We start from the raw sequence: 14,843 nt of genomic DNA, 5'->3' as shown, positions 1-14,843 counted from the left end.
ACTCCTATGCAGGACTTGGTAGTTGTGGGTGCCGGACCCTACGGACTGTCCATCGCCTCGCACGCGGCGGCGGCCGGTCTCCGGCCCCGGGTGTTCGGCAGGCCGATGGCGGCCTGGCGGGACGGGATGCCGCCCGGCATGTTCCTGAAGTCGGAGCCGTGGGCGTCGAACCTGTCCGACCCCAAGGGCGAGTACGGGCTGGCCGCCTACGCGGCGACCCAGGGAGTGGGGGCCCAGCACGGGGTCCCGCTGCCGGTCGGCTTCTTCGCCTCGTACGGCCTCTGGTTCGCCGCTCGGGCCGCGCCGCCGGTGGAGGAACGGACCGTCACCGCCGTACGCCCCCGCGCCGGGGGCGGCTTCGAGGTCACGCTCGACGACGACCCCGCGACCGGCGGGGACGGCGAGACGGTCCTCGCCCGCACGGTGGTGCTCGCCATCGGCGTCCGGCCCTTCGCCGACATCCCCGCCCCGCTGCGCGCCCTGCCGCCCGAGCGGGTGTCGCACAGCGTCGACCACGCGGACCTCACGCGCTTCAAGGGCATGGACGTGACGGTCGTCGGCGCGGGCCAGGCGGCGCTGGAGACCGCGACGCTCCTCGCCGAACAGGGCACGGCCGTACGGATGGTCGCCCGGTCCGAGCGGCTGAACTGGAACACCCTCCCGCCGCCCCTCGAACGCCCCCTCGGGGAGGCCGCCCGCACTCCGCACACGGGCCTGGGCTGCGGCTGGAAGAACTGGCTCTACGCGCGGACCCCCGGCCTCTTCCACCGGCTGCCCGCCTCGACCCGCGCCCGCGTCTTCAGCTCGGCGCTCGGCCCGGCCGGCGCCTGGTGGCTGCGCGAGCGGTTCGAGCGGGCCGTGGAGGTCCGGATGGGCGAGAGTGTGGCCGCCGCCGCTCCCGCCAGGGGCCGGATCCGGCTCGACCTGGACTCCTGCCGCGGGTCCGGCGCGGTCACGACCGACCATGTCATCGCCGCCACGGGCTTCACCCCCGGACTGGACAGGACCGGACCGCTCGACGAGCGCCTGCGCCGGAGCCTGCGCACCGTGGGCGCGAGCGGCGCCCCCGAGACGGACACCGTCTTCGAGACGTCGCACCCCGGTCTGTTCGTGGCCGGCCTGCTCAGCGCGCCGTCGTTCGGCCCGTCCATGCGGTTCGTGTTCGGCGCGACGTACACGGCGGGACGGGTGGTACGCGGGGTGCGACGGCGCCTGGGAACGGGCTCCCGGCACCTACAGCCGGGAGAACCCCGCGAGACACTCCCCGCCGGTGCGGCGCAGACGAACTGGATGGAGAGTCTCTGACGGGACCGCCGCCGGCTCTCCCCGGCCGCCGGACATACCGCGTGGGCGGCGTGTCCGGCGGCCGGGTGCCGAGGGGCCGGCGCGTCGGAAGGGACTCAGCGGCGGGTGGCCGCCCTGCTGCGGCGGTAGAGGATGCCGCCGCTGATCAGCAGGCCGGCGCTCATGGCGGCGGAGGCCAGCAGGTTCGAGTCCGTGCCGGTCGCGGCCAACTGGTCGACGAAATCGCCCTCTTCGACGGGCCGCGGCTGCTCCGGGAACATCGGGGTGTGGTTCTCCGGCACGGCCGGGGGCTCCACGGGCGGCCTCGGCGGGTTGCGGGGGCCGGTCGGTTCGCCCGGGTGGGGCGGGTCGACCGGGGTGTGCGGGTGCACCGGGGTCTTCGGGGGCTCGACGTCCGCGCCGTTCACACAGGCGTTGCCGAAGACCGGGTTCAGCACACCGACCAGGTCGACGCTGTTGCCGCAGATGTTCAGTGGGATGTCGAGCGGGGCCTGGAGGAGGTTGCCCGACAGCAGACCCGGTGAGTTGGTCGCGCCGCCGGAGGCCGACGAGCCGCCGTGGCCCGGACCGTCCGAGTGGTCGGCGGGGGCCGCGTGGGCTCCCTCGCCGGGGCGGTGCTCGTGCTTCGCCGGTGCGGAACCGCCGCCGTTCTCCCACGGCTTGGCGGCGTGCGTCGAGCCGGCGTCGGTGCTGTCGGTGTCCCGGGTGGCCCGCGGCGGGGCCGGCCGCGGCGCCTGGGCGGGCGCCGCGTGGGGCGCGGGCTCGGCGTGCGGGGCCTGGTGCTGCGCGTGGTGGGCCGGCCGGGGCTTGGACGGCGCGTGCGCACCGGAGGAGTTGGCGCAGCTGTTGCCGAAGGAGGGGTTGCCCACGCCGACGGGGTTCACCGTGTTGCCGCAGACGTTGACCGGGACCTCGACGGGGGCCTGGACGCTGTTGCCCGACAGCAGCCCCGGGGACCCGGCGGCCGCCGCCGCGCCGTTGGTGGCCTGGGCGTATCCACCGCTCAGGGACAGCACGCTCGACGCCGCCGCGGCGGTGAGCAGTCCTTTGCCGATGAGTTCTCGCATCTGGTTCTCCTGTGTCGCCGGTGTGTGTCGCCGGTGCGTCGGTGTGTCTGTGTCGACCGGGGCCGGCCCCGACGCGCGTATCGCCGTACGCGGTCGGAACCGGCCCCGGGTTGCACCCCGGGGGGCGCCTGTGCGCTGACGCGCACCTCCGTGCGTGTCAGGCGTTGACGCAGGCGTTGCCGAAGGTGGGGTTCAGCAGGGCGAGCACGTTGACGCTGTTGCCGCACACGTTGACGGGAATGTGTACGGGGAGCTGGACGACGTTGCCGGACAGGACGCCGGGGGAGCCCACGGCGGCACCCTGCGCGCCCGAGTCGGCGACGGCGGGAGCCGCGGCACCGACGGCGAGGAGAACGCCCGCGACGAGGGTGGCTGCCTTCTTGGCATTCATGGTTGAGCCCTTTCCGCAACGGTTCGCGCGCACGGCTCTCGTGCTACGCGAGCACGGATTTATCAGCCCGCACCGCCGCTGCTGGAACTCCAACGAGTACGCGCTTATGAGGAAACTGCCCTGATTTATGGCCTTTGTTGGTTCACCCGATCGACACGGGAATTAAGGCATCTGCGCGGCGAACGAGCGGGTGAACACGGTCCTGTGAAACTGAGGCAGCCGGGGCGAATTCGCCCCGGCGGCCTCAGTTCGCCCGGAACGGGGGCCGGATGGGCAATGGCTGTCAGCCGTTGCCCGCACCGTTGGCCGACAGGATCGGGATGTCGTTCAGGAGGTGCGACAGCGGCTCGTCGCCCTTCGCCTGCGTCGAGTTCTCGACGCACTGCTGGTTCTGCGGGGAGGACAGGACGTTGATGTCCTGGACCGCGACCGGCACGAGAATTCCGACAAGCGAGCCCACGTTGGCCTTGGCCGGGAGGCCGACACAGAGCTTGTTGAGCGAGCCCTGGACGAGGCTGAGCTGCGGGCTCATGTCTCCGTGGGTCGCGGAGTTGCCGTACGCCTGCTTGGCACCGTTGCCGCTGAGCGACGTGGTGCCGGTGTCGTTGCCGACAGCGAGGGCCGACGGCGCGGCCGCGGCGGAGGCGCCGACCACGGAGGCGGTGACCGCCGCGGTCGCCAGAATCTTCTTGATCACGGTTAGTTCCTTTTCTCAAGAAATGCAGGTGGTGCGGCCTGCCCAACCGCATCACCTGGGTTTGGTTCCGGTGCTTCACTCGTTCGGCTTGCGGGGTCCTGGCGGGCTGATTGAGTGCCTAATGAGCTGTTGGAGTGAAGCGCGATAACTAAACCTGCGGAATGTAGTTGCTCATGACGCCCCGGGGACTTGGGGCATCCTTCAGAAGGGGACTCATCGTGATCAAGAAGGTTCTGGCCTCCGCGGCCGTCGCCGCCTCCGTCGTGGGCATGTCGGCCATGGCCGCGCCGTCCGCTTTCGCCGTCGGTGACGACACCGGCACCACGTCGCTCAGCGGCAACGGTGCCAAGCAGGCGTACGGCAACTCCGCGACGTACGGGAACATGAGCCCGCAGATGGCGCTTATCCAGGGCTCGCTCAACAAGCCCTGCATCGGCCTGCCGGCCAAGGTCAACGCGGGCTCCCTGCTGGGTGTTGTGCCGATCGCGGTCCAGGACGTCAACATCCTGTCCTCCCCGCAGAACCAGCAGTGTGTCGAGAACTCGACGCAGGCGAAGGGCGACGAGCCGCTGTCGCACCTCCTGAACGACATCCCGATCCTGTCGGCCAACGGCGCCGGCAACGGCTGATATCGCCGCTGAATTACCGCCGCCGGGCCACCGTTGAATTCCGCGGTGGCCCGGTCGTTTTCACGCTCGCCGCGACGTACCGATATGCCTTATGGGCTGTTCGGGGGAACGGGCGCAACCAAACCACGCGCGGCGAGTTGAGCAAACCGGCACTCCACCGGTGGAGTCCGACTTTCCGGAAAGGCAACAAAATGAACAAGCTGTGGGCTACCGCTGCTGTAGCGGCCACGATGGTCGGCGGTCTCGCCGCCACCGCCTCGCCGGCGCTGGCGATCGGCAACGACACGGGCACGACGTCGCTCAGTGGCAACGGTGCCGAGCAGGAGTTCGGCAACTCGGAGACCCACGGGGACATGAGCCCGCAGCTCAGCCTCGTTCAGGGCACGCTCAACAAGCCCTGCATCGGCCTGCCCGTCAAGGCGAACGTCGGCTCGCTCATCGGCCTCGTGCCGATCGCGGTCCAGGACATCAACGTCCTGTCCTCCCCGCAGAACCAGCAGTGCACCGAGAACTCGACGCAGGCGAAGGGCGACGAGCCCCTCTCGCACATCCTGGAGGACATCCCGATCCTCTCGGCGAACGGCGTGGGCAACCACTGACCTTCTGTCCAGGCCCGGTCCGGCAGCTCGGCTGCCGGGCCGGGCGCTGTCGTGTCCGGCCGCGGCGGATGTTCTCGGTACGGCCCTCAGAGGAGGGGCTTGGCCAGGCAGACGCTCAGCGGGTCGTCGCGGTAGTAGCCGAACTTCGAGCAGTACGTGTAGCCGCTGGAGCGGTAGAGCGCGATGGCCTCCGGCTGCTTGGTGCCCGTCTCCAGGACCATGCGGGTACGGCCCGCCGCGCGGGCACTCTCCTCCAGCCGGGCGAGGATACGGCGGGCCAGCCCCAGGCCGCGCGCCTCCACCGTCACGTACATCCGTTTGATCTCGGCGTCGCCGTCCGAGTAGCCCTCGTCGTTGGCGGCCTGCGAGCGCCAGCCGCCCGTGGCGATCGGGCGGTCGTCGGCGTCGTACGCCAGGAGATAGATGCCGCCGGGCGGGTCGAACATCCGGGGGTGGAGGACGGTGGCGTCCCCCTCGCTGTCGTAGCGCGCCGCGTATTCGAGCTGGACCTCGGCGTCGAGCTTCGCGGCGTCGGGGTGGTCGTAGGGGACCTGACGTATTTGGATGGCCACAGCACCGATGGTAGGGGCTGGGTAGGGTGCCGGAATGCTCACTGTGACATCCGTGAATGTGAACGGGCTGCGCGCCGCCGCGAAGAAGGGCTTCGTCGAGTGGCTGGCCGGGACCGGGGCGGACGTGGTCTGTCTGCAGGAGGTGCGGGCCGAGGAGGACCAGCTCACCGAGGCGGTACGCGAGCCCGAGGGGTGGCACACGGTCTTCGCGCCGGCGGCGGCCAAGGGCCGCGCGGGCGTCGCGCTCTACTCGCGGCGGGAGCCGGAGCGGGTGCGGATCGGCTTCGGCAGCGCCGAGTTCGACACGAGCGGGCGGTACGTCGAGATCGACCTGCCCGGGGTGACGGTGGCCAGCCTCTATCTGCCGTCGGGTGATGTGGGCACGGAGCGCCAGGACGAGAAGGTCCGGTTCATGGACGAGTTCCTCACCTACCTCGGCGGTCTCGAGGCGCGCGCGGCGGCGGACGGCCGGGAGGTGCTGGTCTGCGGCGACTGGAACATCGCGCACCAGGAGGCCGACCTCAAGAACTGGAAGGCCAACCGCAAGTCGTCCGGCTTCCTGCCGGAGGAACGCGCGTGGCTGACGCGGGTCTTCGACGAGGCGTCGTACGTGGACGTGGTCCGTGCCCTGCACCCGGACCGGACCGGGCCGTACACCTGGTGGTCCTACCGGGGGCGCGCCTTCGACAATGACACCGGCTGGCGCATCGACTACCAGGTGGCGACGGCGGGCCTGGCGGAGCGCGCGGTGAAGGCGTGGGTGGAGCGGGCGGCGACGCACGGCGAGCGGTGGAGCGACCACGCGCCGGTGAGCGTCGCCTACGAGTGGGGATAGCCGGGCCGCCGCCGGGTCACTTCTTGCGCAGGCGGCGGTCCATCGCCATGGAGAGTTCCGCGTCCACCACGCTCTTGGCCAGCGGGCGCAGGATCTCCGGGGCCGTTTCGGGGGCGTGGGCCTGGAGCGTCGTCGCGAAGAGCTCGGCCAGGGCGTCGGCGTGGGCGCGGACCTCGCGGCCCGCTTCGAAGACCGCCGACAGCGGGATGCCCTCGCGGACCAGGCGGGCCGAGACGTCGAGGAGGCGGCGGCTGATGTGGACGAGGTCGTCGCCGTCGGTGGCGAGGTAGCCGAGTTCGAGGGCGGTGGCCAGATTCTCCGCCGTGACCTCGCCCTCGAAGTGGTCGGCCAGCTCCTCGGGGGTGAGGCGCACGGGTGTCTCCTCGGTCGGTTCGCCGAGGCCCAGGACCTCGGCGACGTCCCGGCCGCTGTCGAAGGCGGTGGCGAGGTCGGCGATGCCGTTGAGGGTGTGGCCGCGCTCCAGGAGGGCGGCGATCGTACGGAGCCTGGCCAGGTGGTGGCTGTCGTACCAGGCGATCCGGCCCTGCCTGCGGGGCGGCGGGATCAGGCCGCGTTCGCGGTAGAAGCGCACCGTACGCACGGTGATGCCGGCCGCGTCGGCCAGCTCCTTCATGCGGTACTCGCGGACTTCCTCCTGGTCGGGCATGGCGGCCAGCCTATGTCCCGGCCGTGTCCCGCCCCTGGCTCGTACCGCCGGTAACTTTTCTGGTCCGCCCCCTACCCACGAGTAAGGAGCTGCCCTACTCTCCCCACAGTGCCAGTGATTACTGGCGCGGTTATCTGGTGGCACTCCGGTGGGAGGCGGCGGCATGGCCAAGCACGAGCACGTACGGGTGGCGGTGATCGGATCCGGATTCGGGGGTCTGGGGGCCGCCGTCCGGCTGCGGCGCGACGGGATCACCGACTTCGTCGTCCTGGAACGGGCCGGGTCGATCGGCGGGACCTGGCGCGACAACGACTATCCGGGCTGCGCCTGCGACGTGCCCTCGCACCTCTACTCGTTCTCCTTCGCGCCCAACCCCGACTGGCCGCGCACCTTCTCGGGGCAGTCGCACATCCGCGCGTATCTGGAGCGCGTCACCGACACCTTCGGGCTCCGGCCGCACATCCGGCTGGACCACGAAGTGCTGCTGATGCGCTGGATCGGAGAGGCGGCGCACTGGGAGATCGAGACCTCGCGCGGCATCCTCACGGCGGACGTCGTGGTCTCCGCGACCGGGGCGCTGTCGGACCCGAAGGTGCCGGACGTGCCCGGCCTCGACTCGTTCCCCGGCAAGGTCTTCCACTCCGCCCGCTGGGACCACGGCTACGACCTGCGGGGCAAGCGCGTCGCCGTGGTCGGCACCGGTGCGTCGGCGATCCAGATCGTGCCGGCCCTCCAGCCCGACGTGGCGAGGCTGACGCTCTTCCAGCGCACCCCGCCGTGGGTGATGCCGCGTGCGGACCGGCCGATCTCCGCCGCCGAGCGCCTGCTGTACCGCACGGTGCCGGCCGTCGGCGCCGCGCGGCGCGGACTGCTCTGGGGGATAAGGGAGTTGCAGGTCCAGGCGTTCACCAAGCGGCCCGGTGAGCTGCGGCTGGTCGAGCGCGTGGCCAGGGCGAACATGGCGCGGGCGATCAAGGACCCGGCGCTGCGGGCCAAGTTGACCCCCTCGTACCGGATCGGCTGCAAGCGGATCCTGCTGTCCAGCACGTACTATCCGGCGCTCGCGCGGCCCAACGTCGACGTCGTCGCGTCCGCGCTCTCCGAGGTGCGCGGGTCGACCGTCGTGGCCGCCGACCGCAGCGAGACCGACGTCGACGCGATCATCTTCTCCACCGGCTTCCGGGTGACCGACATGCCCATCATCGAGCGGGTGGTGGGGGCCGACGGCATCACGCTCGCCGAGTCGTGGAAGGACGGCATGGAGTCCCTGCGCGGCGCGACCGCCGTCGGCTTCCCCAACTTCATGACGATCGTCGGCCCCAACACCGGGCTGGGCAACTCCTCGATGATCCTGATGATCGAGTCCCAGCTCAGCTATCTCGGCGACTATCTGCGCACGCTCGGCTCGCTCGGGGCGGGCGCCGCGCTCACCCCCACACCGGCGGCCGTCGAGGCGTGGAACCGCCGCGTACAGGAGAGGATGAGGCGCACCGTGTGGAACACCGGCGGTTGCACGAGTTGGTACCTGGACGCGGGCGGGCGCAACACCACGATCTGGCCGGGGACGACGACCGAGTTCCGCAGGGCGACGCGGGCCGTGGACCTCGGGGAGTACGAGGTCGTCCGGGCACTCGACGCGAAGACACAGGCCAAGGAGGCACTTCGATGACGACGGCACCCAACTCCCGTGTCCTGACGGCCACATCCGCCGACGGCTCACGCCTGCACGTCGAGGTGTACGGCTCCGAGGGGGCGCCCGCGATTGTCCTCATCCACGGCTGGACCTGCTCGACGCTCTTCTGGGCCGCGCAGATCGACGACCTCGCCGCGGACCACCGGGTGATCGTCTACGACCAGCGCGGACACGGGCGTTCGCCCGCCGTCGGCCGCCACGGCTACAGCACCGACGCGCTCGCCGACGACCTGGAGGCGGTGCTGGGCGCGACCCTCGCGCCCGGTGAGAAGGCCGTACTGGCCGGGCACTCCATGGGCGGTATGACGCTGATGGCCGCCTCCGCACGGCCGGCCCTCCGGGAGCACGCGGCGGCGGCGCTGCTGTGCAGCACGGGCAGTTCGAAGCTGGTGGCCGAATCGCTCGTGGTGCCGATGCGCCCCGGGCGGCTGCGGGCCCGGCTGACCCGGATGGTCCTCGGCGCGCGGGCCCCGCTCGGCCCGGTCACGCCGCTCTCGAAACGGCTCCTGCGGTACGGGACGATGGGGCCCGGTACGGCGGCGGACCGGATCGCCGTGTGCGCGCGGATCGTGCACGCCTGCCCGCGCGCGGTGCGGGTCGCCTGGTCGCACGTGCTGGGCTCGCTCGATCTCGACGCGGGCGTACGTGAGTTGAGGGTCCCCACGGCGGTGGTCGCGGGGACGGCCGACCGGCTGACGCCGCCGGTGCTGGCGCGCCGGCTCGCCGAGGAACTGCCCCACTGCGTCGGCCTCACCGAGCTGACGGGCGTGGGACACATGACGCCCGTGGAGGCGCCCGAGGCGGTGACCGCCGTGCTTCGAGGGCTGGTGGGCGACCACCTCGGCGCCGCTGCCGACGAGACCGAGGAGAGCGCCGTATGAGCCCGGTCAGTCTGGAGGGGCAGGTCGCGGTCGTCACCGGCGCGGCTCGTGGCGTGGGCGAGACGCTGGCCCGCAAACTCTCCGCGCGCGGCGCCCGGGTGGCGCTCGTGGGCCTGGAGGCCGACGAGTTGAAGGACGTGGCGAGCAGGCTCCACACCGAGTGCGGGCACTGGTACGCCGATGTCACCGACCACGAGGCGATGGTCCGCGTCGCGCGTGAGGTCAAGGAGCGGTTCGGGAAGGTCGACATCGTCGTGGCCAACGCGGGTGTCGCGGCGGGCGGTCCGTTTCTGGACTCGGACCCCGTCGCCTGGCGGCGGGTGATCGAGGTGAACCTCATCGGCGGCGCGGTCACGGCGCGCGCGTTCCTGCCCGTACTGATGGCGAGCCGCGGCTACTTCCTCCAGATCGCCTCGCTCGCCGCGATAACCCCGGCGCCCATGATGACCGCGTACTGCGCCTCCAAGTCGGGAGTCGAGGCCTTCGCCCACAGCCTGCGCGCGGAGGTCCGGCACAAGGGCGTCCGGGTCGGCGTCGGCTATCTGTCGTGGACCGACACCGACATGGTTCGCGGCGCCGACGAGGACGAGGTGATGCGCGAGATGCGGCAGGGGCTGCCGTGGCCGGCCGGCAAGACGTATCCGCTCGGGCCCGCAGTCGAGCGCGTCGTGTCGGGGATCGAGCGGCGCTCGGCGCATGTGTACGCGCAGTGGTGGCTGCGGGGCATGCGCTCCGTACGCTGGCCTCTGCCCGGCCTCGTCGCGGCCGTCGGGTCCCGCCGGATGCGGGGACTCGAACCGCGGCTCGGTGCGGTCAGCAAAGGGCTCGTGGGCGCCGGCGGGGCGGCCGACGAGCAGGAGCGTACGCAGCGTAATTGATCGAAATGCGCGGTATGTCGGGGCGTGTAAGTCTGGTCGGGGCCCGGGAGTCGTCCACGGGCCTCACCGGACTTCCAGGAGTGAGATCCCATGGGTATCGCGGACCAGTTCAAGGACAAGTCGAACCAGCTCGCCGGCCAGGCGAAGAAGAAGTCGCCCCAGAACGCCGACAAGAACGCGGGCACGAACGCCGACAAGAACGCGGACAAGAACACCGGCGACGCCGGGAACGCCCGTAACAAGGACGAGTCGTCCGAGCGTTCCTCGGCGGGCCAGGAGCGGATGCGGGACGAGGGCGACAGGGCGCGGCAGCGGGCGCAGGACGCGCGGGACCGGTTCGACGACAACTACGACGCCTGAGCCGCCGTTCGTACCAAGAGGCGCACCCGGTGCAGGGGCACCGGGTGCGCCTCTTCCCGTGGGTGTCAGCTTCGCGGCGGCAGTGGGGGGCGGCGGCGGTCCGGGACGTCGCTGTAGCCGGGCGGGACCGCCGCGGGCTGCTTCGCGAGCAGTTCCAGTGCCACCCACACCGCGTCGTCGAGCTGCGCGTGCCGGCCCTCCGCCCAGTCGAGCGGGGTGCGCAGCACCTCGATGTCCGGCTCCACGCCGTGGTTCTCGACCGACCAGCCGTAGGTCTCGAACCAGGCCGCGTTCATCGGCACCGTGATCACCGTGCCGTCGACCAGCCGGTGCCTGCCCGTCATGCCGACCACACCGCCCCAGGTGCGCTGCCCGACCACCGGGCCAAGCTTCAGCAGGCGGAAGGCCGCCGTGATCATGTCGCCGTCCGAGGAGGTGGCCTCGTCCGCGATCGCGACGACCGGGCCGCGCGGCGCGTTGGAGGCGTAACTCACCGGCTGGGCGTTGCGCGTCAGGTCCCACCCGAGGATGCGCCGGGTCAGCTTCTCCACGACCAGTTCGCTGATGTGGCCGCCCGCGTTGCCCCGTACGTCCACGATCAGCGCGGGCCTGGACACCTCCAGACGCAGATCGCGGTTGAACTGGGCCCAGCCCGAGCCGCCCATGTCGGGGATGTGGAGATAGCCGCACTTGCCGCCGCTCATCTCGCGGACGACCTCGCGGCGTTTGGCCACCCAGTCCTGGTAGCGCAGCGGCCGCTCGTCCACGAGCGGGACGATCGCCACGCGCCGTGAACCGCCGTGCCGCGCACCGCCGTTGCCCGGTGACAGGTCCTCGGCGGGGCGGAAGGTCAGCTCGACCGTCGTACCGCCGGCCGCGGACAGCAGCGGGAAGGGGCCGGTCACCGGGTCGACCGGCCGGCCGTCGACATGGGTGAGGACCGCGCCCTCGCGGATGCCCGTACCGGCGAGCGGGGAACGGGCCTTGGAGTCCGACGACTCGCCGGGCAGGATCCGCTTCACCAGCCATTCGCCGTCCCGGCAGACGAGGTTGGCGCCGAGCAGGCCCATGGCGCGCTGGTAGTGCGGCGGTCCCTCGTTGCGGCGGGCGGGGGTGACGTAGGCGTGCGAGGTGCCCAGCTCGCCGAGCGCCTCGCGCAGCAGATCGGCGAACTCGTCGGGGGACGCGACGCGTTCGACCAGCGGGCGGTACTGGCCGAGCACCGCGTCCCAGTCGATGCCGCACATGTCCGGCTCCCAGAAGTACGAGCGGATGATGCGGCCCGCCTCCGCGTACGCCTGGCGCCACTCGGCCGCGGGATCGACCTCGTGCAGGATGCGGCGCAGGTCGAGATGGACGGTGGAGTCGCCGTCGCCCGGCTCGGTGGCGGGCACGGCGCGCAGGTCGTCGTCGTCCACGACCACGAGCCGGGAGCCGTCCCGGCTGAGCGCGAACCAGTCGAGATGGTCGACGAGTTCGCTCTTGCGCGCCTTGGTGATGTCGAAGTGTTCGAGGGTCGGACGGCCCGAGGTGTCGGCGGGGTTGGCGAACGTCTCGCCGAGGGCGCCGGAGATCGGCCAGCGCAGCCAGACCAGTCCGCCGCCGCTGACGGGTTGCAGGGCCGAGTACTTGGACGCGGAGACCGGGAACGGCGTGACGCGGCTCGGGAGTCCTTCGACCTCGACCATGACCGTCCCGTCGGGCAGGGAGGCCGTGCCGTCGGACGCGACGACCGTCACCGGGTCGAGCCCGCCGGCGGCCGGACGGCCGTCCGGGAGGAGTGCGAACGGCGAGGGCGTCGCCGACGACAGCGGTACGAGGTAGGGGCGGCAGCCCAGCGGGAAGGAGAGGTCGCCGGTGTGCACGTCGTACACCGGGTCGAACCCGCGCCAGGAAAGAAAGGCGAGATATCGGCCGTCCCGCGTGAAAACGGGATTCTCGTCCTCGAAACGGCCGTTGGTGACGTCCACGATCGTACGGTCGGCGATCCGCGCCATCTTGATCTGCCGCAGCGAGCGGCCGACGCCCGGGTGGGACCAGGCGATCCAGTCGCCGTCCGGGGAGAACGCGAGGTCGGTGACGGGGCCGTTGACGGAGCGGATCAGCTCGGTGAGGTCGTCGGCGATGTCCTCGGTGACCGGCTCGGTGACGGGCTCGGCGGGACCCTCGGCCTCCGGCACCGCGCCCTGCGACGCGCCGTCGCCCGACGGGTCGTCAGGAACCGTCAGTATCAGGAGCCTTCCGTCGTGCGTGCTGAGCGCGAGCCGTTCACCGTCCGGGTCCGCGATCAGCTCGTGGACGCGGCCCAGCCGGCCGGAGGCGAGCCGCAGCGGCGGCATGTCGCCGCTCGCGCGCGGCAGATACGCGATCTCGATCGCGTCCTCGCCGTCCGCGTCCGTGACGTAGGCGACCTTGCCGCCGCTGCCCAGCATCTCGGGGAGCCGTACCCGTACGCCCGGTGTGTCCGTGATCGTGCGGGCCGGGCCGTCGCGGTGGGTGAGCCAGTACAGGCTGCCGCGTACGGAGACGGCGCTCGCCCGGCCCGTGGTGTCCACGGAGATCGCGTCGACGTGGTGGGCGGCCGGGACCTGGTAGGTGCGCCGCCCGGCGCGCGGCCCACCGAGCCGTACCGACAGCTTGCGCGGCACGGAGTCGGGCTCCAGCGAGTCCACCAGCCACAGCTCTCCCGCGCACTGGTAGACGACCCGGCGGCCGTCGGACGAGGCGTGGCGGGCGTAGAAGTCGTCGTGGTCGGTGTGCCGGCGCAGGTCGGTGCCGTCGGGGAGCGTCGAGTAGAGATTGCCGACGCCCTCGTGGTCGGAGAGGAACGCGATGCGCCCGGCCACGAACATCGGGCAGTCGAGATGGCCGGGCAGATCCGCCAGCAGCCGTTCGCCGTGCAGCCACAGCCGGCCCGTGGCGCCGCCCCGGTACCGCTTCCACGCGGCCGGTTCGTGCGGCGGCTTGCCGGTGAGCAGCAGGCTGCGCCGCTCACCCTCGATCTCGGTGATCGCGATGTCGGCGACCGGGCCCCAGGGGAGTTTGCCGCCGGGGGAGCCGTCGGTGGGGACGCTGTAGGCCCAGGAATAGTACGAGAAGGGCTGGCCGTGCGAGGAGACGGCGAGGATCTGCGCCGCGCCGTCCTTGTCCGGCGGCGTCCAGCCGCAGACGCGGGTGTCGGTGGAGCCCCAGTAGCTGAGGCGGCGGGCCGGGCCGCCGGCCACCGGCGCGAGATGGATCTCCGGATCCAGGCTGCGCCAGCTCGTATAGGCGATCTGGCCGCCGTCGGGCGAGAACCGGGGATGCCCCACTCTCGTGCGGTCGACGGTCACCCGCCACGCACGGTCCGGGCGGTGCTTGGCCGACGAGAGGGGGGCGACCCAGAGATCGTCCTCGGCGGCGAAGCACAGCAAGTCGTCGTGCAGATGCGGATAACGGAGATACGCGACGTCGTCACTCACCCCCCAATGCTTTCCGTGCGGGAGGGGTGCGGCAACTCGTGGCCGGAGAGGAGTTGGCCGGATGTGTTCGGCAGGGCGGTCGGCAGCGCCGGTGGGGCGTTCCCGGATGTGGTGGAGCCCACAAGCGAAACGTTGCCGTTTCGATGACGGTGCGGTTATCTTCGTACTGTACGAAGTCGTTTCGTTCAGCTCTTCGAGACCTTGACGGGAGGTCGGACATGGCACGCACCAGACTCACGCCGGAGCGCGAGGGAGAGCTGTACGGAGCCACGCTCGACCTGCTGCGCGATGTCGGCTACGACGCCCTCACCATGGACGCCGTCGCCGCCCGCACCCACTCCAGCAAGGCCACCCTCTACCGCCAGTGGGGGAGCAAGCCGGAGCTCGTCGCACGAGCCCTGCGCCACAACAAGCCGGCCGATGTCGCACAGATCGACACCGGCTCGCTGCGCGGGGACTTCCACGCCATGGTCTCGATGGCCGACGACTGCCAGATGGAACGGGACTCCGCGCTGATGCGGGGCCTGGCCCATGCCGTCCACAACAACCCCGATCTCCACCAGGCGCTGCGTGACCTGCTCATCGAGCCCGAACTCAACGGACTCGGCCTCTTCCTGCGCCGTGCCGTGGACCGGGGCGAGATCAGCGAGGACCAACCCGCGCTGAAATACGTCACACACATGCTGGTCGGCGCTTTCGTCGCCCGGCAGCTCGTCGAGGACCGGTCGGTCGACCAGGCCTTCCTCCGCGACTACCTCGACGCCGTGCTTCTCCCCGCCCTCGGCGTCTGACCCTCCCCGCAGCTCGC

The 14,843-nt window shown here is 71.5% G+C and carries 15 protein-coding genes; 9 read left to right on the top strand and 6 right to left on the bottom strand.

Annotated elements, in window-relative coordinates; all coding sequences use genetic code 11:
- Nucleotides 1-6: 6 nt before the first annotated feature.
- On the top strand, nucleotides 7-1,305 hold the full coding sequence (locus tag ACIBBB_RS23100) for an FAD-dependent oxidoreductase (protein ID WP_398984817.1): 1,299 nt from the start codon (nucleotides 7-9) through the stop codon (nucleotides 1,303-1,305).
- 95 nt (nucleotides 1,306-1,400) lie between these two features.
- Here the strand turns inward: ACIBBB_RS23100 and ACIBBB_RS23095 are convergent, their stop codons facing one another.
- From ACIBBB_RS23095 to ACIBBB_RS23085, 3 genes are all read right to left on the bottom strand, one after another.
- The gene (locus tag ACIBBB_RS23095) at nucleotides 1,401-2,372 is read right to left on the bottom strand and encodes a chaplin (protein ID WP_398984815.1); all 972 of its coding nucleotides are present in this window, start codon (nucleotides 2,370-2,372) and stop codon (nucleotides 1,401-1,403) included.
- Between the two features lie 157 nt (nucleotides 2,373-2,529).
- Entirely contained in the window at nucleotides 2,530-2,763 is a 234-nt protein-coding gene (locus ACIBBB_RS23090) for a chaplin (RefSeq protein ID WP_398984813.1), read from the bottom strand.
- A 283-nt stretch (nucleotides 2,764-3,046) separates the two neighbouring features.
- Entirely contained in the window at nucleotides 3,047-3,460 is a 414-nt protein-coding gene (locus ACIBBB_RS23085; RefSeq protein ID WP_398984811.1) for a rodlin, read from the bottom strand.
- A gap of 218 nt (nucleotides 3,461-3,678) precedes the next feature.
- Here ACIBBB_RS23085 and ACIBBB_RS23080 point away from each other — a divergent pair, with 218 nt between their 5' ends.
- Together ACIBBB_RS23080 and ACIBBB_RS23075 are read left to right on the top strand one after the other, a co-directional pair.
- Nucleotides 3,679-4,089, top strand: a complete 411-nt coding sequence (locus tag ACIBBB_RS23080; RefSeq protein ID WP_398984809.1) for a rodlin — start codon at nucleotides 3,679-3,681, stop codon at nucleotides 4,087-4,089.
- 191 nt (nucleotides 4,090-4,280) lie between these two features.
- Complete coding sequence (locus ACIBBB_RS23075; RefSeq protein ID WP_398984807.1) at nucleotides 4,281-4,688, top strand: rodlin; 408 nt, start codon at nucleotides 4,281-4,283, stop codon at nucleotides 4,686-4,688.
- Nucleotides 4,689-4,774: 86 nt separating this feature from the next.
- On the opposite strand, the gene ACIBBB_RS23070 is transcribed toward ACIBBB_RS23075, so the two are convergent.
- Complete coding sequence (locus ACIBBB_RS23070; protein WP_398985023.1) at nucleotides 4,775-5,254, bottom strand: GNAT family N-acetyltransferase; 480 nt, start codon at nucleotides 5,252-5,254, stop codon at nucleotides 4,775-4,777.
- A gap of 40 nt (nucleotides 5,255-5,294) precedes the next feature.
- On the opposite strand from ACIBBB_RS23070, the gene ACIBBB_RS23065 reads away from it, so the two are divergent.
- Entirely contained in the window at nucleotides 5,295-6,095 is an 801-nt protein-coding gene (locus tag ACIBBB_RS23065) for an exodeoxyribonuclease III (RefSeq protein WP_398984805.1), read from the top strand.
- A gap of 16 nt (nucleotides 6,096-6,111) precedes the next feature.
- Here ACIBBB_RS23065 and ACIBBB_RS23060 read toward each other — a convergent pair whose 3' ends face one another.
- Complete coding sequence (locus ACIBBB_RS23060) at nucleotides 6,112-6,729, bottom strand: MerR family transcriptional regulator (RefSeq protein WP_398985021.1); 618 nt, start codon at nucleotides 6,727-6,729, stop codon at nucleotides 6,112-6,114.
- A gap of 196 nt (nucleotides 6,730-6,925) precedes the next feature.
- Here ACIBBB_RS23060 and ACIBBB_RS23055 point away from each other — a divergent pair, with 196 nt between their 5' ends.
- The 4 genes from ACIBBB_RS23055 to ACIBBB_RS23040 all read left to right on the top strand — a co-directional run bounded on the left by ACIBBB_RS23055 (nucleotide 6,926) and on the right by ACIBBB_RS23040 (nucleotide 10,574).
- Nucleotides 6,926-8,431 (top strand): flavin-containing monooxygenase, encoded by a 1,506-nt coding sequence (locus tag ACIBBB_RS23055; RefSeq protein ID WP_398984803.1) that lies wholly within the window; start codon nucleotides 6,926-6,928, stop codon nucleotides 8,429-8,431.
- Nucleotides 8,428-9,336, top strand: a complete 909-nt coding sequence (locus ACIBBB_RS23050; protein ID WP_398984801.1) for an alpha/beta fold hydrolase — start codon at nucleotides 8,428-8,430, stop codon at nucleotides 9,334-9,336. The genes ACIBBB_RS23055 and ACIBBB_RS23050 overlap by 4 nt, the downstream gene beginning before the upstream one ends.
- On the top strand, nucleotides 9,333-10,214 hold the full coding sequence (locus ACIBBB_RS23045) for an SDR family oxidoreductase (protein WP_398984799.1): 882 nt from the start codon (nucleotides 9,333-9,335) through the stop codon (nucleotides 10,212-10,214). The genes ACIBBB_RS23050 and ACIBBB_RS23045 overlap by 4 nt, the downstream gene beginning before the upstream one ends.
- Before the next feature lie 90 nt (nucleotides 10,215-10,304).
- On the top strand, nucleotides 10,305-10,574 hold the full coding sequence (locus ACIBBB_RS23040; protein WP_398984797.1) for a hypothetical protein: 270 nt from the start codon (nucleotides 10,305-10,307) through the stop codon (nucleotides 10,572-10,574).
- A 65-nt stretch (nucleotides 10,575-10,639) separates the two neighbouring features.
- Here the strand turns inward: ACIBBB_RS23040 and ACIBBB_RS23035 are convergent, their stop codons facing one another.
- A complete protein-coding gene (locus tag ACIBBB_RS23035; protein WP_398984795.1) occupies nucleotides 10,640-14,035 on the bottom strand; it encodes a S41 family peptidase in 3,396 nt (1,131 codons plus the stop codon).
- Nucleotides 14,036-14,253: 218 nt separating this feature from the next.
- On the opposite strand from ACIBBB_RS23035, the gene ACIBBB_RS23030 reads away from it, so the two are divergent.
- Nucleotides 14,254-14,826 carry a TetR/AcrR family transcriptional regulator gene (locus tag ACIBBB_RS23030; RefSeq protein ID WP_398984793.1) on the top strand — a complete coding sequence of 191 codons (573 nt, stop codon included), beginning with the start codon at nucleotides 14,254-14,256 and terminating at the stop codon, nucleotides 14,824-14,826.
- Nucleotides 14,827-14,843 lie beyond the last annotated feature (17 nt).

It is taken from the genome of Streptomyces sp. NPDC051217 (genome assembly GCF_044455465.1).
GTDB lineage: Bacteria > Actinomycetota > Actinomycetes > Streptomycetales > Streptomycetaceae > Streptomyces.
This window is presented reverse-complemented; position numbering and strand designations above follow the sequence as displayed.